The organism is Rossellomorea sp. NRS-1567, assembly GCF_050467885.1.
Classification (GTDB): Bacteria; Bacillota; Bacilli; order Bacillales; family Bacillaceae_B; genus Rossellomorea; species Rossellomorea aquimaris_C.
Genome location: NZ_JBITPL010000005.1, coordinates 40,853 through 66,275 on the forward strand (window position 1 = coordinate 40,853; position 25,423 = coordinate 66,275).

Genomic DNA, 25,423 nt, shown 5'->3' on the forward strand with positions numbered 1-25,423 from the left:
CTGATCACCCTTGTTTCTTTTTCGTTAATTCTTCCCATTGCTCCATTTCCATCTGTTTCGCAATTTCATACCTTGTTAAGAGCTCATCTTCTTTTTCCTGAAATGCTTCCTCAGGAATTTCACCTAATTCATACATCATTTGGAGCTGAATCAATTTTTGTTGAATGGTAGGAAGGTCGTATAATTCTTTGTCTGCTTCTTCTTTGATCTTTTCACCGACTTTAATGACTAAATTAATTGGTGCACTCACCAATTTATGAATCATCAGCCTTCCTCAACCTTCAAGCGTATGTTGACAAAATTGTAAGCCGGCCAAGGACCGCTGTAGTTAAATTCGACCTTATCCTTCCATTTTTCATGGGCTTCATTGACCTTTTGATCGAACAGTTCTTCCTGGTCACGATCAATTAAGAATGATGCGTTGAGAAGCATTTTCTCACTTGAAGGGTCATTTGCTTTTGCTGACACTGCTGTTTCCTCAAGGGGAGCATAGACTTCCTGCTTAACCTCGTTTTGCAGTGAAGCAAATAGCTTCTGAGCCATTCCTCCAAGCTGAATGCGGTCATAATACGCGGCAGATTCAGATTTCCCTTTAACGGCTGATGCCATTTTTTCTACCTGCGGGTTTTCTTTGACCATTTCTTCCAGCCATTCCTTTTTACCGATAACCTTTAAGCCTAGCTCGATTTTCCCCTTGATTGCCGGGAAAAGGGTTTCGAATTGGGGGTAAAGGTTTTCCAGAAGGGCTGCTACATCGTCCCTTGATTTAAAGACATTCCCGAAGCTGATCGGGATGACCGTATCCTTTTGATCCATCACCCGTGATACGGCACCCTGGTGCATGAGTAAATTCTGCTTCTTAGGATGATAGATTTTCATCGGTACTTCTGCTGCTACCATAGCAGCGTCTTTATATCTGATCGTGAACGTCTCGCGTTCCTCGCCTTCAATTTCAATGGAACCAAATTGATCGTCTTCTTCTGTTTGAATGGCACAAAATATATAAATTCCCATTTCTTCCTTACTCATCATGAAAACTCTCCTTTATTCCTCAGATATCTTCATACCTTTGCATGCATCTATAATTAATTGTTCTGCTTTTTCTTGTGGGTTTTCTCCGTCGATACATCGACTTACACTGTGTGCTACTATATCAATACATAGACGTTGAAAATCTGAATCCTTACCGTCTATGGGGATGTCTGATTCAATGGCGAGCCTCGCGATCATCAAGGAAGCACGCAAGCTCGGTCCGTTCATTTCGTTGGTACATTGATCACGTAATGTAGAGATAAGTGTTGTAATCGCTCTTGCTTCACTCATAATCAAGTTTGCTTTTTCCGATACAATCATTGCTTCTTGTTCTGCTCCCTTGTAATCTACGCTAATGGTAATTAGCCGATCCAGGAGAGCGTCCTGTGTTTGATAAACCCCTGCATATTCTGCAGGATTACTAGTAAATATTATGGCAAATTCCGGGTGTACGCGTATAAAAGGTTCCGTTAGCTTCGATCCATATAAAGGGATGATCCCTTCTTCTAAAATGGATAGGAAGATATTATTCGTTGTCGGCTGTGATCTTGTAAATTCATCGTATACAAGGGTATAGCCATTTTTTACTGCTTCCAGTAAACGTCCATCTCTCCATGTCTCGGTGACACTTTCATCCTTTTTGTAAACAGATCGAACATATTGATCGACCACTTTTTTACTCGTATAACCTGTGAAATCACCGATTAAGTCTTTATTATTCAGTTCATGATTTCCGTGCATGAGCATCACCGGTCTTTTTCTCTTCTTCGCCAGTGCGAGGGCAAGAGACGTTTTGCCGGCTCCGGAAGGACCTGTAAAATGTACAGGATATCCAGCTTTAAGGTATTGCAATGAGCGCGAAAGCAATTCTTTCGTTTCATCGTCTTGTATTAATGCCCTGCTATCCTTTTTGATCCGTTTTGTTAAGACCGTCACTTACAATTCCCTCCTACTCGCTCATCCACTACATTTCCTGTCCGATGGCACTTCTGTAACGGATATCCCGTCGTTTAAATGATGTGACTTCCTTTTCTTTATTAAGAAGAACATCATACGTTCCAAGCATTTCGTCTTTAGCATATTTCTTCATATATTCTTTTTCTTCAATTACCTCGACTTGAAGCTTCCAGCCTTCATCTTCTGTCAGTTCCACTGACGTAATTTTGTGAACTGGAGCTACATGTTCATTGAAGAAGTCCGTCACATTATTCATGATATCTTTGATTACCATAGTCGCCTCCTACTGTAGATGAAGGGGGAGGGTGCCAATATTGGCCCCCTTCAAACACACTTTCATTCTTTTGCTGCCACTCCAATTAAATGCTGAACTGGGAGCTTCTTTCATTCTGCTGAGTAGCAAGACCGTTTTCTTCGACATCATCTCGTAGTAGGCCCACTGCTTCTGCATAACGCAACCATGTGTCTACGCTGGCAATGACGACCCTTGCTTCGATCGTTAAAATTTCAATTCCAACGACAGATACTCTTGCAAATGCATCAATGACAATCCCTTTGTCAAGAATACGGTCAATTACTTCTGCTAAACTTGAACTATTATTACTTTTTTGAATAGCCAATTGTTATTCTCCTTCCGGTGTTTAAGAACAGATGGTCTTAATGTCTTTTGAAGACTTAATGTTTTCCGAACTTTTAATTTCAGTAGAACTCTTGATATTAAAGGAGCTTTTGATATCACTTGCTCCTTTAATATTTCCTACACCATTCATTTTTGTTTGTTTATCATTTGATGAAGAGATTTTCTCTTGAAATTCTTCTCCTGCTTCTTTGGCATTTCCTAACTTTTCCCGTACGGAAAGCAGGACATCCTGTACTTTTTCCTTTGCTTCTTCAGCTTTGGTATGAACATTAGCCGCATTTTTCTCTTTTGCCTTCTCTAATTTCTCAGATGCTTCGCCTGCTTTTGATTGAATACCGCCTTCAACACTGTTCACAAATGTTTCTTTCGCTTTCTCTTTCATCGTGTCTTTCACTTTGTCTTTCACGGGCTCTGGAGCGTGATCGTATGCTTTTTTAGCCAACTTGCCCACTGCTTTTTTCACCGGTTTACTCATGTAATGCCCCCTTTAGGGATTTGAGAGGCTGAATCATTATTTCTTGGATTCCACCAGGCTGTTAAGCATCTCTTCGATTCGTTCTAAACGTTCATTCAAATTCTTGTTTTCTTCTTTAATTTCTTCTAATTCTTCTGACTGATTGGAAGAATTCTCGTCGCTACCTGCCTTAGCATCAGTATTTTCCGATGCTTCTTCTTTTTTCTTCTTTGGTGTCAGCAAGCCGCCTTCCAGCCTGCTCATATATCCGGTAGCCGATTGTCTCAAGGTAATAATGGCTTGCTCTGTCAGGAATTCCTGTGCTGATCTTCGCAGTTCTTTACTTGCTGCTTTCATCACTTCAGATTTCCCGAAACTGTCCACTACTTTCTTACCTGTACCTGGATTTGAAAGTAACCCGATTCCGGCTCCGACTACTCCACCGATAATCGCATAATTCATGGATTGTCTATTTTCAGCTGTTTGCTTTTCGTTTTCTTCAGTACTTTTCGGTTCTTCTACTTGTTGACTGCTTTTTGTCTCCGCCATATTCATCCTCTTTTCTACTAAAATAGTAAAACTATATTTTATTTACTTGTTTAAACACTAAACGCTGTTCCTCTTTCATTTTCCTGCTTCGCTAAACCTTCTTCTTGAACTTCGTCTCTTAAGAGCCCAACTGCCTCTGCATATCGTAACCAAGTATCTACACTTGCAATGACGACTCGCGCTTCTATTGTAAGAATTTCTATTCCCACCAAGGAAACTCTGGCAAATGCATCAATGACTATTCCTTTATCCAGGATTCTATCAATTACTTCTGCGAGACTTGAGCTATCGTTACTTTTTTGAATACTCATCGAATCTCTCCTCTTAATTGGTGTAGCCAATGACTAGGTGCAAATTTTATATTCGGTTTAATCGGTGTTTACCTCCTTTTGTACCCACCGTAAACTAGGTCATGGGAATCATTTGAAATAAACTGCCATTTTTTATACATGTTTTAATACGCTTTTTTCACCTTGTAACATTTCTCCCTTACAGTTATATGGCTTGTAAGGTTTTTGAGAGAAAAAATAATTCAAATAAGACAAATTGATTACAGTTTCTAAAGGAGAAATCAGGTTGAAATTGAAGGAAGAATGTGATTTTCACCGGGGGAAGGGAGTAAATGATTCGCATGAAAAAACTTTGCAAAAAAAGAACCAGAAGCATCATGCTTTTCAGCTTTGCTTCTGGTTCTTTTCCTATTTATTCATTTGGGAAAGAAAATCGCCTAAGAGATCTTCCATCGTTTCTTCTTTAGGTTCTTCTTCAGTTTCCTGGGGCTTCATGGCACTGTCCCAGTCAAAGTTGTCCAATTCTTCGTCAGTAGAGTATGAACGCTCATCGATTACATCTTCTTCCGGTGCATCATCCATCACTTGATCAAGGGACCACTCTCTTGATGAATCGTGACTTGCTGCAGCTTCTTCCTGAAGATAGAGCGCTTCATCAATATCCAACGAATTGCTACTTAAGGAGGCCAGGAGAGAGGCTGTACGAACCGGGTTTGAAAGCAGTTGGTACACGATACTCCCCAACAGTGCTTCTGAGTGTTCATGCTTCAACCAGTCACGCTGGGATTTATCCAATCCCTTCGGAAGGGGGATCGTAATGGCTTCTCTCTGTTTGGAAATCGTATCATTTACTCCATTTAATACAAGCTCTGCAATTTTACTGGAGAAATTTCGTTTTTCCGTTTCCTTTAGCTTTTGTAAATGCTTTAATACATGATCAGGTGTATCAGAAGGAATTCGAAACGTAATCGGTTGTCCCCTCGACATCCCTTTTCCATTCATACCATCACCCTATTTGGTTTTCGCTAATTTTTGTTCTTCTTTCTGGGTTTGTTGTTTTTGGGTCTTTCTTGAGAAGTCAGCAATCAGCTTGTAATAAGCATTGGCCATCATCCAAATGCTTTCCTTCTCATCTTCAAAGAAGTCGATATTGTACCCATCAAGGTTGTTATTAAGCGTCTTGATATACTCTTTCAGGACACTTGATCCTCCACCAATGAAGTAGCAGATTTCCGTTTGAGAGTTCTTTTGCCACATATTGCGAAGGTGACGGTATTGCTTCTTAGCAAGTTCCAGCATAATACGGTCAACGATGTCGTGTACGCTTGTACGACTTCCTTTAACCATAATATGATTACGATCATTTTTCTTCGTGATGATTTCCACTACATCACGGCGGCTGTCGAGCTCAATACCGTGCCTTGAGCGGATTTCTTCACGAATCCATTCTAGAGATTCAGACACTCCCAGGTTGAATCCTTGAGCTTTATCGTCATCTACTTTTCGATCTTTAATCACAGCGATATCCGTTGATAACCCACCGATATCTTGAATTAAGATACGTTTATCAATCAGGTCTTTATTGATGATATTCAAGTTATTATCCATAACAAGGTTGATGAATGCCGCAAATCCTTCAGGATAGACCTTTACTTCATCAAATTTAATATTCACTTTGATGCCTTGATAGCGGGGAGTTACCAGGAACTCAACCTGGTGGACGGAACCTAAAAGTCTGGAACGGTACCCGACATCTTTTCCTTCCTTTACTTCGCGAAGTGGAAGACCTGTACCCAATGTGTAATTTGCTTCTATAACATTATTATTCTTTTTAAAGTTAGAATCATTGCGTGCTGCATCAAGAGCAATGGAAGCAAACAGCATGACCAGCGTTTGATCTTCTTCTGATTTACTGCTGCCTGGATCCAGTTCAGTAGAGTTATTGCTCTTCGTTGCCAGATTACCTACACGATAAATCGCATTATTATCTTTAAGAGTAGGGGAGTGGACACGGATATGTATGCCGTCTAGTGGGTCCTGTGTATCCAGCTCCTCGATTCCGATAATAGGACGATCTTCAATATCCCTTGCGATGACGTTCGGAATATTCACCTCACCGTCCATCTTTCCAAAAATACCTTTAAGAGAATCATTACCAACGTCAATGGCTGCAATTCGTGAATTCGTCATTAAAATCATCCTTTCATTCATGAGTAAGAATTTGTCAAAAAATTTCAACTCTTACTCTCAGAGTATACAATTTCTCGTCCGCGGTCAATCCTACTTTTCTATCGAATGTTGATGTCCAGAAAGAGTGGAGTTGTATACATTTTTGTATCGTTGTATACGATGAATGTATACAACCCTATATATCAACATGTGTACTGTATTGTATACTTGTATACAGTATTGCCTACAATTGTGTACTTATTTGTTTACATGTATACACTTTTGTTTACAACCATATTTTAGTAGGACATTTGTAACTATCAACCCACTACTCTAGTAATCTATTAGATTATTTAAATGGATTAAACAGAAACAAAATTCCATAAGAAAAGAGCAGCCCATTAATATGAGACTGCTCCTATGAAAAGAAATTCCTACATTTGATGAAGGTTCAATGATAATTAACGAATTCAATATGTTACTTTTCTTTAAGGATTTTCCTAGCAAACCATGGATTAAAACAGATGATTTTACCTTAGTTAGCTCTTAATTTCGTTAGATTGCTCTATTTGGGCTTCTTTACCTATCCAGCCACATACACTTAATCCTGCCTGTTCCGACGTGCTGAATGGCCTCCTGGGCGTCTTAGAAGTTATATGTTTTGGCAGTCACCATATTTATATACCCCATAAAGGTTCACATTACGTAAACATATAGTAGAAGAGGGTCCCTAAATTCAGACGGACCCTCTTCTTGTTCTTTACCTCAAACTTTGCTTACCTTGAGTCGTTCTATTCCAGATGACAATAACAACAATGAGAAGTAATATACAAATCCCTACAAATACAGCAATCAAAAGAGAGAGGGAAGAAGAAGATGAACTTCCATCTTCGAGACTCCCTAATCTTGCTGATTCGGATTGACTAAACAGTTTCAGGTTTTCAGCTTTTGCTTTTATCGTATTTGTATCTTTTTCTTCACTTTGAAATATCTTTTCTTTCAATTCGCTTAATCCGTTACTTGAATTCCCTTCAAATGTCAGGTTTTTCTGTTCTTCAGGAATTTGGACCTTTTGATTTGTTGATGATTGGTCATGGATGAGGTCAGTATTCTTTTTGAAATCATTGTTCTGATAGTCATTCGGGATTAAATCATTAATGTTTGTATTGGCCGAAATCGGGGGCACAAACATGCTGACAATGCCCCCGATTAATATCAATTGAATCAGTATTTTACCCCTCATACGCTTCCGTGCCCTCATCAGATGTTTTATTAGAGCGTTTGTCTAATAACACCTGCACGATGGTTAACCCGATAACGATCAATCCCAGTACAATGACAGATTGATTAAATAAAGAGTCTGATCCATATTGTATCGACATATAAACGGTCGACATCGGGTCTTTAAATGTAAAATTAGGTGTAGTTAATGCCAATAATGGGGTCACGAACAGTGCTACCAGTCCTACAGAGACAAACCAACCCAATAACCGGTGCGTGACAAAAGCAACACGGATTAATCCTGATCCTGCTAATAGAAGGAGGATGGTAAAGATGGTCCATTCAACTGAACGGGATTCAACTAGCGGATAAATATCCAATCCATAAAGGCTAATAACAAATCCTACAATGAGATTTAATAGTAGGAATATCACCCCTTGTATCCAAAGGGGAGCATTTTGGAAGTAATAGCTTGTGTATCCGATAAGTAGGCTGGATAACAAGATAATAAACAAAATCACCACTGGTGGCAGGGCACTTGCTTTCTTTTCTTCAGGAACATCTCCGTTTACTTTAAGAGGATTCGTCAAGAAATCATACACATATCCATTGGATTGTCCGTCAACGAACGCATTCCCCAGTACGCTAAACACATCATCACGAATTAACTGGGTGGAAGCTACATTCGTTGCCCACTTATTATTCAATGTATCTGCATCACTTTGAACATTCGATACATTCGATTGAAGCTCGTTGGTATAGGATACGATTGTATTTTGGCTTTCACTCACAGTATCCAGGAAGGAATGGATAGACTTGATTTCACTTCCAATTTGCTTCTGGTTCCCTACTAAATCAGGTCCGGCTGTCCCTGAGACAGGCGTTGGAGCCGCTTTCTCCGGCTGTTGTATTCGATTTAATACGTTTGTCGCTTCTTGATTAATCGCACTCAGGCTCTCTGTAAGCTGTGATTGCTGGTCATCAAGGGTTTGATTGTATTCTGCCGCAAAGACGGTGAAGGAGTCTTGAAGTGTGTTGAGAGCATCCTCAGTATTCGGCATCCCTGTATTTAATTGTTCCCACTCCGCTTGTTCAGTCTGACTCACTTTCAAAATCTCATTTACCTCATTTTTCAGACCTTCATCCTGAAGAACGGTCGCTTTCACTCCATTCTCCGTTAACATGCCATTAAGAGTCGCTTCATACCGATCTAAGTAAGAGTAATATTGTAGAAGATCCATAAGTTTATAGTTATTAATCCCGCGAGAAAAATAGCCATATAGGGTGTTTCTCCTATTTTCAGATAAAGCGGCAGAATTCAGGATGGAATTTTCTTTATCCTCGATCTCGGCGACGATATTGGAAACATTGTCAGAGAACATCTCCAATTGATTTATCAGAGCTCCATTCGTCTCAGTCAGAGTCGTTATCTGTTCTTTCAGTTCTTGATTTTCGGTGGTAAGAGTTTCAACCTGCTTGGTCAATTCATCGATTTTATCAATTAATGTCTGATTATCTTCAAGAAGTCTTGAAACTTCTCCCAACAATCTATCCACTTCAGCCTGAAGAGGGTTTTCTGAGCTATTATTTTTTCTTTGCAGCTGCGTTCGAACCTGCAGGATGCGATCATTGATTGTTTGAATATTGGTCACAGCTGCCGTTATAGCTTCAGGTGTTGGTTCTGTTAAATTGGTCAGTGTTTCTTTCAACGCATCGATTTCTGTTGAAATGGCTGTCAGTTCATTTATTTCTGGGTCTAAATTCGGTGGTGCAGGAGGAGGATCGCTTGGTTCCCCCGGCTCGGGCTCACCTTCCTGGGAGGAAATGACGACCTGCTGAGGCCCAGGTTCCTTTCCGTCTTTAGGAGGCTCAGGAACCTCAGGAGGAGCAGGTGGATTAAAGATCTCACCATCTCCTTCAGCCAGCTTGTTGTTAAGTTCAAAAATACTTCCTTGCAGGTTATTTAACGTCGTAGTGTCCTGTAATTGCTGATAGAAATTCAACACTCTTTCCTGAAAGGAATAGAAGTCTTCTACTTGTCTCCCTACTTCTTCAAACCTTCGCTGCTGTAAGTCAGCAAATACCTCTTGATTCGTATCCATAACGCTATTCAACTGAGTCAAACCTGCCGTTAAGGCATCACTTTGTTCCGAGAATAGTGATTTAGACTTTAAATAGCGCGGCTGTTGGTTTTCAGTTGATTCATTGATCATCTGTACGGATTGAGCTTGAATATCGGCGAGTAATTGCTTTTGATTATCCTGATATTCTCTATATTGAGTGACATATTCAACAAAACTGGAAAGGCTTTGTTCAAAAGATTCCAGCGTGTTTTGCTGCTGTGGAGTCCGGCTATCTGCCTGCTGAATCGAGTCTTGCAGATTAGATAGCATAGACGTCTGCTGTTGAATTTGGCCGGCAAGATCTTTTGAGCTAGGTTTGTAGAATGATAACATCGTTTCCTGGAAAGCCTGCTCTTTTTGTAAAATTTCATCAAATTCAGCACGGATATTTTCCATGTCTGCTGATACGTAATTCCAATAAAGAGAGGACATCTTATGATTGACCCTTTTTGTGGCCTTTTCAATTTCCAAAAGGACCTTTTCCTTGTTTACAGCATTTAGTTGCGTTTGGACCTTATAATTTAAATTTGTTTTTTCCGGTCTTTCTTCATCATACGTCATGACTTTATCGGAGAAGTCGGAAGGAATATAGACAACGGCATCATATTTAGAACTCTGAAGACCGTTTTCTCCTGCACTTCTGCCTACAACCGTCCATTCAAATGTCGATTGATCTTCAAGTATCGACGTCACGTCGCCCCCAAATGCCAAAGGCTCTCCATCCACTTCTGTTCCTGCGTCTTCATTTACAATGGCAATGGCCTGAGTAGCGTTTTCTTTCACTTTCAGAGGATTTTCACCAACTGAACGGAAGAATAGAAGAGGAGTGGCAAGAATCATCATGACCGCTAATATAAGTTTAAATAGACTTACTTTCTCTGTCATGCGTGTACTTTCCTTTCCGTTACCATAAGTGGTATTTGAATTTTTGTTTCTTTACCGTTTTCTACATAATAACCAAACCCTGGTTGGATTTCTGGTTCTCTTCGATCATAGCTAAGCGTGAACAAGGTTTGTTCAGATTTCTTCATTAACACAAGAGCTTGTCGAATCTGCTTCAGTTCAACTGTTAAAACATCATAACCCTTAGTTAATTCACTGTTGTTTCCGGAAACAACCACACAGAAGCCTAAATGGCTATAATTTTTCATGCATTTAACGATTCTGTCTTGAAGCATTGGATCCAGATTTTGTAGAAACCTTGCATAACCATCGACCATTAGCATAACAGGAGAGAATGATGGAAGGGGACTCCCCTTTTGAATAGATAGATTGTATTGCCCTTCTCTAATACTAAACAATTCTTCCACCCGGTTAAGCCACATTGCGATATGGTCTTTGTTCTCCATGTAGACCACTTTTTCTTCCTTCATCAAATTCGATAATCCCCTGTCAATGGAATCGAATATCGCTATATGTTCACTATCCTGCAATAACGCTGTATTGGCTAATACCTTCAGGACGTTCGTTTTTCCTTTTTGAGCTTGTCCCAATACCAGGAAATGCTTCGTCTTCTTGAAGTTTACATACACCGGCTTAACCAATTCTTCGTCTAAGCCGACCGGTAGTAGTCCTTCTTTCCTGCCTGAATCTGTATACTGGGTAAAGTTGACCATCGTCAACTCTGCCGGAAGCATAGGCACCGGGTCCGGTGACATTGATCCCTTATACTTTTCTTTTAATAACTGAATTTCTTCTTTTAAAAGGTTCATCTGCTCATAATCGTCCTTGCCTTCTGTTGGAAGGAATACTTGAGAAAAGAAAGCAGTATCTTTCTTAACAATCGCTCTACCTGGAATGGCTTCCGGGGTGAAAGGCAATCGTCCCAGCATCGTGTATGCCTCTGAGCTATCCATCAAATAGTGGACGATTTTTGTTTTAAGGTTATTCATTAAAGATTGTCGGACAGAATTAACGCGGGTTGCTGTAAAGTACATGTACACTCCCAATGACTGTCCATCCCTTGCAAATTGATTAATTTGCGTTTCAAGCTCTTGCATCTCTTCTTTAACCAGATCAAAATTGTCGATGGTTACAAATACGAGAGGAAGTTTTTCATCACTGATCATGTTATACATCTTTATTGAGCTTACTTCTTTCTTTTGGAAAAGTTGTTTTCTGCGAGCTAATTCATCATCCAAAATACCAATGAATTTCTCGATCTTTCTTTCTTCATCGATGAGGAAGTAGTCTGCAGTATGTGGCAGCTGTTTTAAAGGCAGTAAGCCACCGTTTCCAAAGTCGAGTAGATAGTAATGAACTTCCCCGGGTGTGAACTGAGTGGCCATCCCCATCAATAAGGTAATAAGCGTCTGGGTCTTCCCATATCCTGAAGAACCAAAGACGCCGACATTCCCGTCCTCAATCACCTCATAATGGTACGGGGTCTGACTCTGTTTCTCAGGTTCATCTATCATAGAAAGTAAGATCTTATTCTCCTCTCTCTGGGCAAATGATGTACGGTACAAACGATTAGACAAAGGAGGGAGCCATGGACTGGAAAGCTTCTTCACATTCATCTGTTCCTGTAATGCTTCAATTCGATCGACCACCGCGTCAATTTCACTGATCAATTCCTTCTGATTGCTTGGATTTGTCGATACTTCCGATAAAGGAATCAACCCTAAATCCGTGACAATCGCCACTTCATCTTCTGATTCAAAGGAGTCCTCCTGATAAGGAGCTCCACTCCAGGCTGATTGAAACAGGTCATACACCTCATTATTTCCAACCTGTAAATATCCTCTTCCTGTTACAGTCAACGAGGCTGCATCCCCATTTTTAAGAATTTCACGACTGTCCTCCGTATTCTGAACTTTCAGAGCCACACGGAAACGGGCATTACTCCAAATCTGATTATCAATGACTCCTCCAGGCTTTTGTGTTGCCAGGATAAGATGAACTCCCAGGCTACGACCGATACGGGCTGCACTTACAAGTTCTTTAATGAATTCGGGCTCTTCACTCTTAAGTTCAGCAAATTCATCTGATATTAAGAATAAATGAGGAAGAGGCTCTTCCGTTTTGCCTTGCTTGTAAAGGCGGGTGTAGTCGTTGATATGATTCACTTCGTAACGATCGAACAATCGCTGTCTGCGCTTCAACTCACTCTTAATGGAAGCCAGTGCTCTCGTACTGAAGTTCTTACTTCCTTCAATATTCGTTATCGTTCCTAATAAATGGGGGATACTCTTAAATGGCTGAGCCATTCCTCCACCCTTGTAGTCAATTAATAAAAAGGCTACTTCGTGAGGGTGGAAATGAACCGCTAAAGAAAGAATGTACGTTTGTAGGAATTCACTCTTCCCTGAACCGGTTGTTCCGGCAAGTAGTCCATGGGGTCCATGAGCCTTTTCATGCAAATTCAGCTCTACAATATCTTCCTTTCCTTTCAATCCAACGGGTACAGCTAACGATTTAGCAGATTCCCTGGATAGCCAATTCTCTTGAATAGGAAGCTGATAAACATCCCTCACCCTAAGCATGTCCAGAAAGGAAACACTTGAAGGGATGGAGTTTGTCATGCCGATTTGATGATTTAGCGTCTTCAAGGTTCTTGCATACTGCTCATTGCCTTCATGCTTATATTCATCCATTTCGAATGGAATCTTAACCGCCTTTTTATTCTGAATCAGTATGTCCCCTTGCTTGTCATTGATATAACGTACGAGGGTGTGGATATTATCAGACAAGCTCTCTTTCGCTTCTGCAGCGAAAATAACGGACATTCCCAAGTGAGAATATTCACCTTCAAGGTACTGCAGAATCACATGGTCAGAAATTAACTGATGATTTGTAATGATAAACACGTAATGCGGTGAAAAACGAACCTTATCCGAGTCCTCTTCAATATCTCTTTCCCTAAGGACCTCGTAAATGGAAGAAAGGATTTGATCCCTGGTTTTCTCGTTATAAATGAATCCTTTAGCAAATGACTGAGGTAATTGAAAGTGTGGCAACCACTTCATCCACTCCCAGTCTTTATACTCTTCCTCATGGAAAATATAGACGAATCTCACATCATGGTAACTATGAAAGAAAGCCAATTGCCCGATTAGCTGGTGAATCTCATTTTTATAGACGGATTCCTTACCGATCAAACCAATGGCCCCTTTATGAAGATCAGCCGTTACAGGTAATTGATCAATCTCACGATAGACCACTTCTAACTTCTGGGACTCCTCTAATAATTCATCCATTTCACGGTTTGACATATCGGAGGAATTAACTGAAATTCTGTAGCTTGCAGGTACTTTCCCACTTCCTAATCTAAACTGAAGGAAGTCCGGACTTTCAAGAGTCCTTTCCCAAAGACGATCGGAAAGCTGCTCTGTAAGATACTTCATTCTTTCATAAGCAGGAAAGTGAAATTGCAGAACATCTGACTGTTTTTCGGCAAGCTCCTGAAGTTCTTTTCTCTTGCTCTCTAAATAATGAGTATAGATACGCTTCCTTCGTTCCTTGGATTTCTTTCTATTGGTCTTATCTTTAAAAAATTGAACGGTGGACGTCACTAAAGTGGTGGTAAACATCACCATGGAGATAATAATGAAAATTCCACGTGGAATCACGAGCGCTACAATGGCCATGACGATTAACATCATCAATGGGGGAAGAATGATCAACCATAAACTGCGATTTGTATCGCTCGATTCCTGACTCGGAAATGACAATTGAACCTTTTCATCAGGAAGGTCATAAATCATTCGTGGCGTTCGTCGATAATTAGGGTACTTCTTCTGCATTTCTGATGTTGGACGTATAGATTCCAATAATTCAGTTTGATAGTCATCGATACTATGTATCTCGATTAAATCATCTTCTAATAGGGTAATAGTTAAGAAAGGAGAAAATAAAATGTCTCCAACCTTAAGCTCTTGTTTCCCAGTAACCAGGTGTCCGTTCAGATAAAGCGAAGACGCCTCTTCAGCATCCATTACCCAGTCATCATCGCCATTTTTATACCAATGGCACGTTTGAATGGAATCCTTCTTCTTATAATAAATGGTTGCATCAGATCGTTCATTCGATATACTGATTTCTTCTTTATGACCGACATAATAAATTTGAGACTTTATTGGAAAAGGCGTGACTATCATCTGTAATTCCTTATCACCTGCAAGCAAGGATTCTTTGCGGCCAGGTTCAAGAATCCTTACTTCTTCCCCGTCTTGATATAGTCTGAAAGCATCGCCGGAATGCTCTACTTGAATAGACTTAGCAGACGGAGGCAACGACAAAATCGTGATTGTATCTTCCAATCGTGGACCTAAAGTGATTTTTTTCTTTTCATTCTCAATTATAATCGACTGATAATAGTGTTCGTGAAAAATCCACAGGGCATACATATGCTCACCCCCCCAGTTAGTTTGTTAGTCAGGATTCTTTCTTATCATCAGCTTCAGCTGGAGGCGTGGAATTCTCTCCATCAGTAGCCGCCGGTTTTTGTTCAGGTGTCTTTTTCTCTTCAGTCTGTTGCGGTTCTTCCGTTGTTTCCGCTGGCTGTGATTGTTGCTCTTCTTCCAAAGCTTTCATTTCTTCTTCGTATTCAGCTATTTCACTTTCAATCTCATCTAATTCCTGCTGTCTTTCCTCGCTATCAAGATTTCCGTCTGCCTTGACTTGCTCACGGTACTTAAGAAGTCCAAACAGAATTAAATCCCGGTCCTCTAAGAACCTTGCTGTTTCCAATGCTTCCTTAGCCTTTCCTCTTCCAATATTAATCCAGTACTCATAATAAAGAGGGTCCGATTGTAGAGAGACGGTGTTACGTACATTCTCTTTTTGGTCTTCAGTTAATGATTCGTTAATAATATAGGAGAGTGCGAGTTGATATTGAGTGACCTTCGGGATTTCATCGATCTCATAAGGCTGAAGTTCTGTTACCACATCACTATACTTATTAAGGAGGAAACTCTCTTGGGCCGCTACAACCCTTTCCTGTTTTGGAAACATAAAGAAAAGAGAATAAATAGAATAAATAAGTGCTGGTATCAAGAGTAATGACACTCCCAGCAGTACATACCGGTTTAATTTCCACTTTTTCTTACTAACAGTCATAAGGAGAGAATCAGACTTTTTGGCTTCTTTTATAAAGCGGTTTAACACTTCTCCGACACCGTCAATGCTTTCGGCTTCTAAGATATCTTTAGTCAGTGGCGCTAATTTTAACGTCTCACTGAACTTAATGTAATCATCGAATGTATGTTGCCGATCTACAAGAGCTGCAACTGTAGCTTTTGTCTCCTTTAACAACAAATCCGCATCTTTTTCGTATGGGGGCAGACTCTCCTTTACACCATAATGGATAAAGTGTGGGGTCAGTCCTTGATCAAACACAATATTGTCTGGGCAAATAATGAGATGCAGGCGTGACAAGGTGTGATTTCGTACGTTTTGTACCAGTTGATAGGCAGACATCAACCGTTCCTTCTCATTCGCCTTTAAATGGGGATAAAAAGAGAAGGAGTCAGGTATGGTATTCATGATGCATAATTCATCATTTTCCATCGTGATTTCTTTTTGTATGGCCGGATTAATGTTCTTCAGAAAGTGAATTTCCGCTATGTCATCCAACTTGATCTTTTCTTTTTGAAAGATCAAAGTCATCTTATTATCTTTTCTATGTACAACGGCTTCCAGCTTTTCTTGTAGGTATGATCCACTTTTTTGTGACATTCTATTGGTCTCCTTTATAAAATTTCAATTCGATCTCCAGAATGAATTCCTGCATCAATCAACCGTGTATTACCAGGAATCACTTCTCTTTTATTCACAATCCGAATCCAATAGCCTTCTCTAGGCTCAGCTGTAAGCTTCTGAGACTGCCACACAAGATCAATCATTTTTTTTACAGTATGATAGTTTGATAGCCTGAGATCAAAGCACTTCTCATCATATCGCTCTAAATCAATGGTGATTTCAATATACATTGTCCGCGTTCACCTCATAAGGAAGGAGCGCCACATAATGATAAGCGCTCCTTCATGTTTAAAATGGATGGGGATAAACTTATCCACGAATTTGATTGGCAATTTGGGCATCTGCATCTTCAAGAGACTTAGCAGTGCTAGTCAATTGCATTGAGATGTCTTCAAGCAGTTGCTGCATTTGCAGGAATGAAGGGCGCAAAGTTTGATATTGCTCTCCAAACGCGCGGCTTGATTCACCTTCCCACATACCTTCCAATTCTGAAATCATATTATCGAGTCGTGAGATTTGTTCTCCAACCTGGCTGCTTTCACTTGTGTAACGGTTAGACATACTAATCAATTCAGCTGGGGTAACACGAATAATTCCTGACATGTAATTCCTCTCCCTTAAATGAAATTGTTGGTGGTAATCATCTATATCAAATCAGAGTACCCAAATATGAAACATGAAACCTACTAAACTATGTAACCCGTTTTCTTTCATCAAAATCCTTTTTATTACAATTGTTTCCACACTTCCAATATCATACTATTATAAACATACATATAAACACAATTTTTACAGGTAAAAGGAAACTTTGTAACTACAGGAATAATTGTTTTCAGGTCATTTGATATAAAATTCATAGTTATTTATTAGGTAAAAAGTATGAAAACAGATACTATAGACTCCCTGTAAGGACGCAAAAGGTGCATACAGATTGTAAAAACATATAATTTAGTTACAAGTACTTACTATATATCCTTATTTTTACTTTTATAAACCGTTTTTTTAAAAAATTACTTATTCATTAATTTTATAATAAGGTGGATTTATTAACATAAAGGAACTGACTCCACTTATTCAGGAGTCAGTTCCTTTATGTAGTAAACGATAGTAAAAGAATTTATTATTTCTTATAATTCTTCTACATTTTGTTTCGGTTCATTCAGGTCATACGTCACACCATACTCTTCTGCAAGAACTTTCATGTCCGAATGGTAAGCCTCCACCAGTTTGTAGTACTCCTCGATTTTGGCGTTGGATTGATTAATCAAGTCTTCATCCTGATCTTCAATCGCCTTTTTTTCGAGAATGAGTGCATCGTAAAAGGTCTGAGTCGCTGTCACGATCCGGTCCGTCATTACCTCAAGCTCAGGAATCTCCGCCTCAATGTCCTTCGCTTCTTTCAGGGCTTTCTCGTAGGCTGGAATGGTGTTTCGGGTCAGCTCCTTGTAGACGGTTGGATCATCTGTAAAGTTGACGCCAGAAACCGAAGCCAGTGACTGGAAGGCGACGACTTCATATTCTGCCACCTTATAAATATCCTCGTTGATGAATTGAAGGATTGCCTTTTGCTTATCGGCATCCGTCATCTCTTCACTTTCCACCCCATCATTCAACAGTTCCACTTTCTCATTATCTTTCTTATTGCTGCCAGTCTCACCGGACTTCACTTCCTGGTCCTTATTAATTGAAATCTGCACTTCGCCACATCCACTTAACAAAACCGCTGTTATCACTGATAACCCTAGAAGTTTCTTCATGGTTTAATTCCTTTCCTATGCAATTTGGTGAATTGCTTTTAGGAGTTAAATACCCATATTTTATCAAAATAACCTAAATACTTCTAAATAAAACAGTTCCATTCTTCAGTCATATGGCAAACCAATACAATTTCCTATACAATTTATGTAAACAGAAAAATTGTGTGGTGACTAAATTGAAATTATTACTAATCGAAGATGACACAACCCTATTTAATGAAATCAAGGAGCGGCTTTCCCAGTGGTCCTATGATGTATATGGAATCACTGATTTCAATCACGTGATGCAGGAGTTTTCAGAGGTGAAACCGGACCTTGTGATCATTGATATTCAACTCCCTAAGTTCGATGGCTTCCACTGGTGCCGGATGATCCGCACACACTCCAATGTGCCGATCCTGTTCCTGTCCTCCCGTGATCATCCGACTGATATGGTCATGTCCATGCAGCTTGGGGCAGATGACTTCATCCAGAAGCCCTTTCATTTTGATGTCCTGATCGCAAAGGTACAGGCCACACTTCGGAGGGTGTATAACTATAACACGGAGCAGGTAAGCATCAAGACCTGGTGCGGGGCAACCGTCGATTTCGAGCGTAACACAGTATCCAATGAACGAGGTTCCATCGAATTGACAAAGAATGAAATGTACATTTTAAAGCTTCTAATTGATCAAAAAAATAAGATCGTCAGCAGGGATAACTTAATAAACAGCCTGTGGGATGATAAACGATTCATCAGCGATAACACGTTGACCGTCAATGTAAACCGTCTCAGGAAGCGGCTTTACGAAATTGAATTGGGCCGCTTCATTGAAACCAAAGTCGGCCAGGGGTATCTGGCCAATGAAGAGGATTCGCCATGATCCGTACATATTTATGGGAACGAAAAAGCTGGATATTGTTCTTTATCGTTTCTCACCTGTTAATGATCTTTATCGCCTATATCGATACGGCCATACCCTTACAACCGATCCTTTATATGGTGTTTGTATCGCTGCTCTTTTTCATCGTCTTCGTTTTCATTCGATACCAGAAGGAAACACGTTTCTTTAAACGACTGAAAGAATGGGATCATAATCTCAACATCACCGGGGTGGATGCTCCCGATACTCCATTTGAAGAGATTATTTCAGAAAGTTTATCAGAGCAAGCAAACCTTCTAAGGAAGGCAGCATCTGAAAATCGGATGGTACTCGAACAGGAAAAGGATGAACTCCTGTCCTGGATTCATGAAGTGAAAACCCCACTGACTGCCATGCATTTGATGATTGAGCGTTTAGAGAACGAACCATTAAAGGCTCCAATGAAGTACGAATGGCTACGGATCCACCTTCTGTTGGATCAACAGCTTCATCAGAAACGGATGGCGTTCATGGAGAATGATTTATACATTGAGAACACGGATCTCGAGAGCCTTATTTTTCAGGAAATAAAAACACTGCAATCCTGGTGCATTCAAAAAGGTATCGGATTTGACATTCAACTGGATGTTACTGAAGTGCTGAGCGATGCAAAATGGCTGGCTTTTATGATCAGGCAGCTTTTAACCAATGCCGTAAAATACAGTACGTCATCCGATATAATTATTAAAAGTGAAGAGCATGGAGGGAAAGCGGTCCTCACCATCCAGGATTTCGGGAGGGGCATAGATCCCAGGGACCTGCCGAGGATCTTTGACAAAGGCTTCACCTCGACCATTGACCACAATGATCACGCTTCTACCGGAATGGGATTATATTTAACCAAGAGAGTTTCAGAACCTTTACTGATTTCTATAAAGGTTACGTCTAAACGAGGCGAAGGGACCCGGGTCACCCTCACCTTTCCCCAGAAGAATGATTTCGTCCAACTTACAGGCGTGTGACAAAAATGTCACATGCTTTTATGTTTTGTTCGAACAATAAAAGGAAAAGAAACTTCCTGCTTTTTATAATAAGGGTATCAAATCAAAGGAGTTTTCACGATGACGATATTAGAAGCAACAAAACTTCATAAAAGCTACGGCAATAAATTCAATAAGCAGGAAGTCTTAAAGGGAATCGACCTGTCGATCCAAAAAGGAGAATTCGTCAGTATCATGGGGGCATCGGGTTCCGGTAAAACCACTCTCTTAAATGTCCTTTCCTCCATCGACAAAGTGAGTGAGGGTTCGATAAAGATCGAGAGCAATGAAATGACGATGATGAAAGAAAAGCAGCTCGCAGAGTTCCGAAAGAATCACCTCGGCTTTATCTTTCAAGATTACAATCTGCTGGACACATTGACGGTGAAAGAGAACATTCTTCTGCCATTGTCCATCACAAAGACACCCAAAAAGGAAGCCGATCAGAAATTCAACGACCTTGCTTCGGAGCTTGGGATTCTTGAATTAAAAGATAAGTACCCGAACGAAATTTCAGGCGGACAAAAACAACGTACATCAGCCGCCCGGGCATTCATCCATGAACCAAGCATCATTTTCGCCGACGAGCCAACAGGTGCTCTCGACTCAAAGTCGGCCTCTGATCTCTTAAATAAGCTTAGTGAGTTAAATCAAAAGCTGAAAGCGACGATCGTCATGGTGACTCATGATCCCGTGGCAGCAAGCTACTGCAGTCGGGTGATTTTCATCAAGGACGGGCAAATTTATACTCAATTAAATAAAGGCGAACAGGAAAGACAGCACTTCTTCAAGGACATCATGAAAACCCAAGGGGTGCTCGGCGGGGTGCAGAATGAACATTAATACCCTTATTTTCAGAAATCTCAAGAAAAACCTCAAGAATTATTACCTTTATGTATTTGCTCTGGTCTTTAGTGTCGCGCTTTACTTCGCCTTTGTGACCCTGCAGTATGATCCATCCATGGACGCAACAAAGGGATCCATCAAAGGCGGCGCAGCGGTTCGTGCGGCTTCCGTTTTACTTGTCGCAATCGTCTCTATTTTTCTTTTATATGCGAATACGCTCTTTATTAAAAGAAGAAGTAAAGAAATCGGGTTATTTCAGTTAATCGGCATGACAAAAAATAAAATCTTTCGTATTTTGACCGTGGAGAATTTCATCCTTTATTTCGGGTCATTGATACTCGGCATCTTGATCGGATTCTCTTTCTCAAAATTGATCATCATGATCTTATTCAAAATAACCGGAGTCGAGGCAATCGCCACACTCCACTTCTCAACCCATGCTCTTATCCAGACCATCCTTGTTTTCTGCGCGATCTACCTGCTGATCATGCTAATGAATTTTGTATTTATTAAAAGGCAAAGTATATTATCACTGTTCAGGGTCCGTTCATCGACGGAAACCAAAGTGAAAAAAATGTCCAGGTTTGAGATCATCATCGGCATCTTCGGGATGATCTTGATTGCCTCGGGGTACTACGTTTCTTCTAAATTGTTTGGCGGGGACTTCACGACCATGCCACAGCTGTATGGGGCTATGCTTTTTATCCTTGGCTCGGTGATTCTTGGTACCTATCTGTTTTATAAGGGATCCGTGAGCTTCATTTTTAATGTCATTCGCAAGAAGAAAGATGGCTATCTGAATATTAACGAAGTCCTATCCCTTTCATCCATCATGTTCCGGATGAAATCGAACGCTTTATTGCTGACGATCATCACGACGGTATCAGCACTGGCGATAGCGTTATTGTCCCTGAGCTATATAGGCTATTACTCTGCTGAAAAAACAGCTCAAAATAATGTTCCGACCGATTTTTCATTTACAAATACACAAGACTTCCAACACTTTAAAGATGCCCTACTGGACAATGGCATTGAATACAAGAAGGAAGAGATCGAAGTCATTGAAGTGTTAGTCAACCTAAAAGGCATTACGGACTCTGATTTTGCCGAACTGAACGGCTCAATGGATGCCATGCCGAACTCGGTCATCAGCGAGAAAAACGTTGAAGGCGTCGATGTAAAAGAAGACGAAACGGTCTTTACAGGCTATAGCGACTTACTTCAAAAGGTCATTCCGTTACATGATTCAGGGGTGACGGAACTGAAAGGGAAAACGGAGGTCACCAAGCTCAAGTACTTGGGAATGCGGGATGAATACCCGATTTCATGGTATTTTACAGCAGGGGGATCACCTGTTGTGATCGTGGATGACAATGTATTCAAACGCCTGAAGAATGACTTGGATCCTGCTATACAGAAGGAATCTTCTCTCTACATCGGGGTCACGATTGAACAAGAAAGAGATATCTTGAAAGCAAACGACCTCTTTCATGAGTTAAGCCTGGACGAAGGATGGGCAAACGATTCCCAGTACGATATGAAGGCAGAACAGAAACAAAATATCGGACTCATCATGTTCATCGTCGGGTTCCTGGGTCTCACTTTCCTGATCACATCCGGATGCATCCTGTACTTCAAGCAAATGGACGAAAGTGAAGATGAGAAACCGAACTATACGATTTTAAGAAAACTGGGCTTCACTCAGGGTGACTTGTTGAGAGGCATTCAAGCCAAGCAGCTTTTCAGCTTCGGGATCCCTCTCCTCATCGGTCTGCTGCACAGTTACTTCGCCGTTCAATCAGGATGGTTCCTGTTCGGTGCCGAGGTTTGGACGCCGATGATCATTGTAATGGGGTTATATACGATTCTGTATTCAATCTTTGGTGTATTATCGGTACTTTATTATAAAAAAGTGATCAAAGTATCGCTCTAATGGAAAGAGCCATCCCGTCAATATCCGGGATGGCTCTTTTATGTAGACCGATTTTACTTCCTTTTTTGGCTTTTCATCTTGTTCATTTCAAGCTCGGCCGCGTATTTGGTTATTATGGACATGTCTTTGTTATTTATTCTTTTTGACAGAATTTTAGAGGTGTCTCTATGCACTTTCACTATTACTAAAAGCAGAATTTATTCTTAAACCCTGGGACGTAAACAGGCAATGAATGATAGGATCATCAGAAGTGCTTCCAACTGGATACCAAATACCCAAACATAACTATCCCCATCCTTAGCCCAACTGTTTTTATTCAATAAGAATAAAAGAATAGAAAAGAGAAGGAAAACATTACTCTTCCAGTAAAAAATGAAGCCACGTTTAAATGAGAAGAATTTCTCATCCTTCTTTTCGACTTTTTTATCCACTTTTGATGTCAGATAGTCCACTACACTTAGTTGAACCACTTCAAAGAACTTTTTGAAAGGACTGCTGGTGGCAATGATTTGATTATTATTTACATTTCTATAATTAATCGACCATATATATTCTTCTGCAGGAATGAACAGGAATGCATCCTCCATTTTGTCAGTCTTCCCATTCGAATAAGTGATCTGATCGATTTTTTGATCGTTCGCTTTAAAAGCTTTTAAGAATAAGCTTATTTGAAAGGGCTCATTATCAATCATTCTATCGAGTTCGTTTTCATTAATAGCAAGGATCTTATCATATGTTTCCGGGTTCATGTCCAGATTGATCTTAGCGGGATCTTCATCAACTTGTATATCCAAACCATAAAATTCACCGAGTCTATTCGAAAAATCCACCTGTAATGGTAGATAATGAAATGTGTGTTCAGATTGATGTATCTTTTCAAATAGAGCTGTTTGAGTATCTATAGAATGTATCCTCAACTCTTCTCCCCTAAATTTAAAGAGGACATAGTGTGAAGACGTTCCGATATCATGAATGATTCTGTTAAGTTCTTTAGAGTTAGTCTCCCTTAAACTTTTCTCCAGTTCCCTACTTATATCAATGATTCTCTTTTTCAGCAGTTTCGCTTTTTTGCTATATCCCGCTTCCTTCAAACTTTCAACGAGTTCCTCTGTTGAAAGTTGAGCAATTTCTTCCTCTGTCATGCTATATCCCCCTAGCCATCACTTAATATACATTAATCAAAGATTCCAACAATCCCAAAACCAATCCAAACAAGAGATAGGAAAAAACATAAGGCAAGAAGCTTATTTACTAGAAATGGGAGGCGGATTAATACGTTTTGAATATAGTAATTAATACCCGATGTAAAGATAGCTGTGTACTTATTGAAATATCCGATTAAACTATCATTTTCTTCATAAACATTCACTTCGTATAAAACAACAACCAATCGCTGAGCAAAAATAGAACAAAAAGCAAACACTCCATTTGCAGCAATCATTAATGGGATATAGGAACTAGGTAAAGGTATATTAATCGCGTACAAAGAACAAGCAATCAAGGTAAACACCACGAACATTAGTATGAAACCCGCTATTTTCTTTTTTGACATGTGCCTCCCCCCGAATTATTCCCTTTAAATTTCCCCTCTCCCTTTTAGGTAAACCAAACTGAGGATATATCTTTTTAACTGTCTCTTCATGTTTCCGTATAAAATAGTATCGGTGGACAGACGTGATAAAAAGAGATTCCGTCATGAAGGAAGAAAGCAGAATATGAGCAATGACATACCCAATACTTGATGCGGTCAAAACAGGTGATAACTTGAACTTATGATTATACCTCTGCAGCCTTACATACGCTCCGGAATACAACAATCTGTGATTAAATAGCTGGAAGAACACCAATAACCCAATTAGTAACAATACCCCTATAGTAAATGGGAAATTTCCAGCCAATCCGGCATGTACATACAAAAATTTTTGTATCACCCAAAAATACAAATATGTATTCACGATGCCGTATATGCCGAAAAACAAGTAGTACGATTTTTCAAATGTATACGGGGCCGCCAAATAAAGGATTGCCCATATATGTAATCATGCCACCGGTACAACAGCTGGCCAGAAATAAGCATAGGAGAAAGGCTCTCCCAAAATGGGAAGGAGGCCAATGATGTCTAAAAAAATGATAAAAACAGGTAATGATATTTCTTCTATTCTCTTCCGGTGTTTGCAAATTTAAATAGGATCATGTGATTGGGTCTTTATCCCGATGCTGTTTCATACCTTCCCCCTAATCTCTAATGCCTCAATCAGGTCCTTAATTTCTTCGGTAACCCAAATTGAGGATATACCTGCTTCACCTTTTCGATGTTTCTTCTAATATAAAAATATTTATGGATGCTAGTAGAAAAGTAGGCTGTCGCCACAGAGAGTATAGAGAACACCCCTATGATAATAAGAATTTTCACTGACTCTACAAAGAAGGATGAAAGGATCAACTGTGCCAATAAGTAGCCAATGCCTGAGGCTGAAGCAATAGGAGAAAGGTTTACAGTCTTTTCTCCTTTTTGAAGCCGTGAGTACGTGCCGGAATATAAGAAGCGGATGTGCATCCAATTCATGATGAGAAGGAGGGAGGCAAATAGAACCGATCCTAAAACCAAAGGGACTACTCCGATTATTTGAAAATGAGAATATATCAATTTTTGTATTACTAAAAAGTACACGAAGGTATTAATAACCCCATACACTCCGAAAAACAGATAATATGATCTTTCGAACGTATATGGGGCAATCACATACTGAATCGCCCATAGATGTATAAACACCAGAGGAATTATACCAGACCAATAAAACAAAGGGACCATTGGCTCTCCTAAAAGAAAAAGAACACCAATGGTATCCAGAAAAATCAAAAAGAACA

At 40.0% G+C, this 25,423-nt stretch carries 24 protein-coding genes; 4 read left to right on the forward strand and 20 right to left on the reverse strand.

Annotated features, from left to right (window positions below; translation table 11 throughout):
* Positions 1 to 4 precede the first annotated feature (4 nt).
* The 17 genes from ACIFOD_RS03455 to ACIFOD_RS03535 form a co-directional block, all read right to left on the reverse strand.
* Entirely contained in the window at positions 5 to 265 is a 261-nt protein-coding gene (locus ACIFOD_RS03455) for a gas vesicle protein GvpG (protein ID WP_113969332.1), read from the reverse strand.
* Positions 265 to 1,029: a GvpL/GvpF family gas vesicle protein gene (locus ACIFOD_RS03460; RefSeq protein WP_397540930.1), complete on the reverse strand. Its 765-nt coding sequence runs from the start codon at positions 1,027 to 1,029 to the stop codon at positions 265 to 267. Before ACIFOD_RS03460 ends, ACIFOD_RS03455 begins: the two co-directional genes overlap by 1 nt.
* Before the next feature lie 15 nt (positions 1,030 to 1,044).
* A complete protein-coding gene (gene gvpN, locus ACIFOD_RS03465) occupies positions 1,045 to 1,968 on the reverse strand; it encodes a gas vesicle protein GvpN (RefSeq protein ID WP_430313472.1) in 924 nt (307 codons plus the stop codon).
* A 28-nt stretch (positions 1,969 to 1,996) separates the two neighbouring features.
* Complete coding sequence (gene gvpO / locus ACIFOD_RS03470) at positions 1,997 to 2,263, reverse strand: gas vesicle protein GvpO (protein ID WP_113969335.1); 267 nt, start codon at positions 2,261 to 2,263, stop codon at positions 1,997 to 1,999.
* 85 nt (positions 2,264 to 2,348) lie between these two features.
* Entirely contained in the window at positions 2,349 to 2,609 is a 261-nt protein-coding gene (gene gvpJ, locus ACIFOD_RS03475; RefSeq protein WP_138780693.1) for a gas vesicle protein GvpJ, read from the reverse strand.
* Between the two features lie 21 nt (positions 2,610 to 2,630).
* On the reverse strand, positions 2,631 to 3,104 hold the full coding sequence (gene gvpQ, locus ACIFOD_RS03480) for a gas vesicle protein GvpQ (RefSeq protein WP_397553629.1): 474 nt from the start codon (positions 3,102 to 3,104) through the stop codon (positions 2,631 to 2,633).
* A 36-nt stretch (positions 3,105 to 3,140) separates the two neighbouring features.
* Positions 3,141 to 3,632, reverse strand: coding sequence for a GvpT/GvpP family gas vesicle accessory protein (gene gvpT, locus ACIFOD_RS03485; protein ID WP_430313473.1), 492 nt, complete (start codon positions 3,630 to 3,632; stop codon positions 3,141 to 3,143).
* Between the two features lie 50 nt (positions 3,633 to 3,682).
* Positions 3,683 to 3,943 carry a gas vesicle structural protein GvpA gene (gene gvpA, locus ACIFOD_RS03490; protein WP_113969339.1) on the reverse strand — a complete coding sequence of 87 codons (261 nt, stop codon included), beginning with the start codon at positions 3,941 to 3,943 and terminating at the stop codon, positions 3,683 to 3,685.
* A gap of 387 nt (positions 3,944 to 4,330) precedes the next feature.
* Entirely contained in the window at positions 4,331 to 4,924 is a 594-nt protein-coding gene (locus tag ACIFOD_RS03495) for a hypothetical protein (protein ID WP_430313474.1), read from the reverse strand.
* 9 nt (positions 4,925 to 4,933) lie between these two features.
* Entirely contained in the window at positions 4,934 to 6,112 is a 1,179-nt protein-coding gene (locus ACIFOD_RS03500; protein WP_113969341.1) for a ParM/StbA family protein, read from the reverse strand.
* Between the two features lie 739 nt (positions 6,113 to 6,851).
* A complete protein-coding gene (essA, locus tag ACIFOD_RS03505; protein WP_430313475.1) occupies positions 6,852 to 7,334 on the reverse strand; it encodes a type VII secretion protein EssA in 483 nt (160 codons plus the stop codon).
* Positions 7,324 to 10,320 (reverse strand): type VII secretion protein EsaA, encoded by a 2,997-nt coding sequence (esaA, locus tag ACIFOD_RS03510; protein ID WP_430313476.1) that lies wholly within the window; start codon positions 10,318 to 10,320, stop codon positions 7,324 to 7,326. The genes essA and esaA overlap by 11 nt, the downstream gene beginning before the upstream one ends.
* On the reverse strand, positions 10,317 to 14,783 hold the full coding sequence (gene essC, locus ACIFOD_RS03515; RefSeq protein ID WP_430313477.1) for a type VII secretion protein EssC: 4,467 nt from the start codon (positions 14,781 to 14,783) through the stop codon (positions 10,317 to 10,319). Before essC ends, esaA begins: the two co-directional genes overlap by 4 nt.
* 28 nt (positions 14,784 to 14,811) lie before the next feature.
* Complete coding sequence (essB, locus tag ACIFOD_RS03520; RefSeq protein ID WP_430313478.1) at positions 14,812 to 16,113, reverse strand: type VII secretion protein EssB; 1,302 nt, start codon at positions 16,111 to 16,113, stop codon at positions 14,812 to 14,814.
* 14 nt (positions 16,114 to 16,127) lie between these two features.
* Positions 16,128 to 16,367, reverse strand: coding sequence for an EsaB/YukD family protein (locus ACIFOD_RS03525; protein WP_430313479.1), 240 nt, complete (start codon positions 16,365 to 16,367; stop codon positions 16,128 to 16,130).
* 79 nt (positions 16,368 to 16,446) lie between these two features.
* Complete coding sequence (locus ACIFOD_RS03530; protein WP_034764875.1) at positions 16,447 to 16,740, reverse strand: WXG100 family type VII secretion target; 294 nt, start codon at positions 16,738 to 16,740, stop codon at positions 16,447 to 16,449.
* A gap of 524 nt (positions 16,741 to 17,264) precedes the next feature.
* On the reverse strand, positions 17,265 to 17,894 hold the full coding sequence (locus tag ACIFOD_RS03535; RefSeq protein WP_430313480.1) for a hypothetical protein: 630 nt from the start codon (positions 17,892 to 17,894) through the stop codon (positions 17,265 to 17,267).
* Between the two features lie 113 nt (positions 17,895 to 18,007).
* Here ACIFOD_RS03535 and ACIFOD_RS03540 point away from each other — a divergent pair, with 113 nt between their 5' ends.
* The 4 genes from ACIFOD_RS03540 to ACIFOD_RS03555 all read left to right on the forward strand — a co-directional run bounded on the left by ACIFOD_RS03540 (position 18,008) and on the right by ACIFOD_RS03555 (position 22,555).
* Entirely contained in the window at positions 18,008 to 18,757 is a 750-nt protein-coding gene (locus ACIFOD_RS03540; protein WP_430313481.1) for a response regulator, read from the forward strand.
* Positions 18,754 to 19,758 carry a sensor histidine kinase gene (locus ACIFOD_RS03545; RefSeq protein WP_430313482.1) on the forward strand — a complete coding sequence of 335 codons (1,005 nt, stop codon included), beginning with the start codon at positions 18,754 to 18,756 and terminating at the stop codon, positions 19,756 to 19,758. Before ACIFOD_RS03540 ends, ACIFOD_RS03545 begins: the two co-directional genes overlap by 4 nt.
* A 99-nt stretch (positions 19,759 to 19,857) precedes the next feature.
* A complete protein-coding gene (locus ACIFOD_RS03550; protein WP_148970594.1) occupies positions 19,858 to 20,619 on the forward strand; it encodes an ABC transporter ATP-binding protein in 762 nt (253 codons plus the stop codon).
* Positions 20,609 to 22,555: an FtsX-like permease family protein gene (locus ACIFOD_RS03555; RefSeq protein WP_430313483.1), complete on the forward strand. Its 1,947-nt coding sequence runs from the start codon at positions 20,609 to 20,611 to the stop codon at positions 22,553 to 22,555. Before ACIFOD_RS03550 ends, ACIFOD_RS03555 begins: the two co-directional genes overlap by 11 nt.
* A gap of 203 nt (positions 22,556 to 22,758) precedes the next feature.
* Here ACIFOD_RS03555 and ACIFOD_RS03560 read toward each other — a convergent pair whose 3' ends face one another.
* The 3 genes from ACIFOD_RS03560 to ACIFOD_RS03570 form a co-directional block, all read right to left on the reverse strand.
* Complete coding sequence (locus tag ACIFOD_RS03560; RefSeq protein ID WP_430313484.1) at positions 22,759 to 23,697, reverse strand: hypothetical protein; 939 nt, start codon at positions 23,695 to 23,697, stop codon at positions 22,759 to 22,761.
* A gap of 32 nt (positions 23,698 to 23,729) precedes the next feature.
* A complete protein-coding gene (locus ACIFOD_RS03565; RefSeq protein WP_430313485.1) occupies positions 23,730 to 24,107 on the reverse strand; it encodes a hypothetical protein in 378 nt (125 codons plus the stop codon).
* A 702-nt stretch (positions 24,108 to 24,809) separates the two neighbouring features.
* Positions 24,810 to 25,163, reverse strand: a complete 354-nt coding sequence (locus tag ACIFOD_RS03570; protein WP_430313486.1) for a hypothetical protein — start codon at positions 25,161 to 25,163, stop codon at positions 24,810 to 24,812.
* Between the last annotated feature and the right edge of the window lie 260 nt (positions 25,164 to 25,423).

Coding starts and splice junctions, on each gene's coding strand:
- ACIFOD_RS03455 (WP_113969332.1), bottom strand. CDS start 265: ATGATTCATAAATTGGTGAGTGCACCAATTAATTTAGTCATTAAAGTC.
- ACIFOD_RS03460 (WP_397540930.1), bottom strand. CDS start 1,029: ATGAGTAAGGAAGAAATGGGAATTTATATATTTTGTGCCATTCAAACA.
- gvpO (WP_113969335.1), bottom strand. CDS start 2,263: ATGGTAATCAAAGATATCATGAATAATGTGACGGACTTCTTCAATGAA.
- gvpQ (WP_397553629.1), bottom strand. CDS start 3,104: ATGAGTAAACCGGTGAAAAAAGCAGTGGGCAAGTTGGCTAAAAAAGCA.
- gvpT (WP_430313473.1), bottom strand. CDS start 3,632: ATGGCGGAGACAAAAAGCAGTCAACAAGTAGAAGAACCGAAAAGTACT.
- gvpA (WP_113969339.1), bottom strand. CDS start 3,943: ATGAGTATTCAAAAAAGTAACGATAGCTCAAGTCTCGCAGAAGTAATT.
- ACIFOD_RS03495 (WP_430313474.1), bottom strand. CDS start 4,924: ATGAATGGAAAAGGGATGTCGAGGGGACAACCGATTACGTTTCGAATT.
- ACIFOD_RS03500 (WP_113969341.1), bottom strand. CDS start 6,112: ATGACGAATTCACGAATTGCAGCCATTGACGTTGGTAATGATTCTCTT.
- essA (WP_430313475.1), bottom strand. CDS start 7,334: ATGAGGGGTAAAATACTGATTCAATTGATATTAATCGGGGGCATTGTC.
- esaA (WP_430313476.1), bottom strand. CDS start 10,320: ATGACAGAGAAAGTAAGTCTATTTAAACTTATATTAGCGGTCATGATG.
- essC (WP_430313477.1), bottom strand. CDS start 14,783: ATGTATGCCCTGTGGATTTTTCACGAACACTATTATCAGTCGATTATA.
- essB (WP_430313478.1), bottom strand. CDS start 16,113: ATGTCACAAAAAAGTGGATCATACCTACAAGAAAAGCTGGAAGCCGTT.
- ACIFOD_RS03525 (WP_430313479.1), bottom strand. CDS start 16,367: ATGTATATTGAAATCACCATTGATTTAGAGCGATATGATGAGAAGTGC.
- ACIFOD_RS03530 (WP_034764875.1), bottom strand. CDS start 16,740: ATGTCAGGAATTATTCGTGTTACCCCAGCTGAATTGATTAGTATGTCT.
- ACIFOD_RS03535 (WP_430313480.1), bottom strand. CDS start 17,894: ATGAAGAAACTTCTAGGGTTATCAGTGATAACAGCGGTTTTGTTAAGT.
- ACIFOD_RS03540 (WP_430313481.1), top strand. CDS start 18,008: ATGGCAAACCAATACAATTTCCTATACAATTTATGTAAACAGAAAAAT.
- ACIFOD_RS03545 (WP_430313482.1), top strand. CDS start 18,754: ATGATCCGTACATATTTATGGGAACGAAAAAGCTGGATATTGTTCTTT.
- ACIFOD_RS03550 (WP_148970594.1), top strand. CDS start 19,858: ATGACGATATTAGAAGCAACAAAACTTCATAAAAGCTACGGCAATAAA.
- ACIFOD_RS03555 (WP_430313483.1), top strand. CDS start 20,609: ATGAACATTAATACCCTTATTTTCAGAAATCTCAAGAAAAACCTCAAG.
- ACIFOD_RS03560 (WP_430313484.1), bottom strand. CDS start 23,697: ATGACAGAGGAAGAAATTGCTCAACTTTCAACAGAGGAACTCGTTGAA.
- ACIFOD_RS03565 (WP_430313485.1), bottom strand. CDS start 24,107: ATGTCAAAAAAGAAAATAGCGGGTTTCATACTAATGTTCGTGGTGTTT.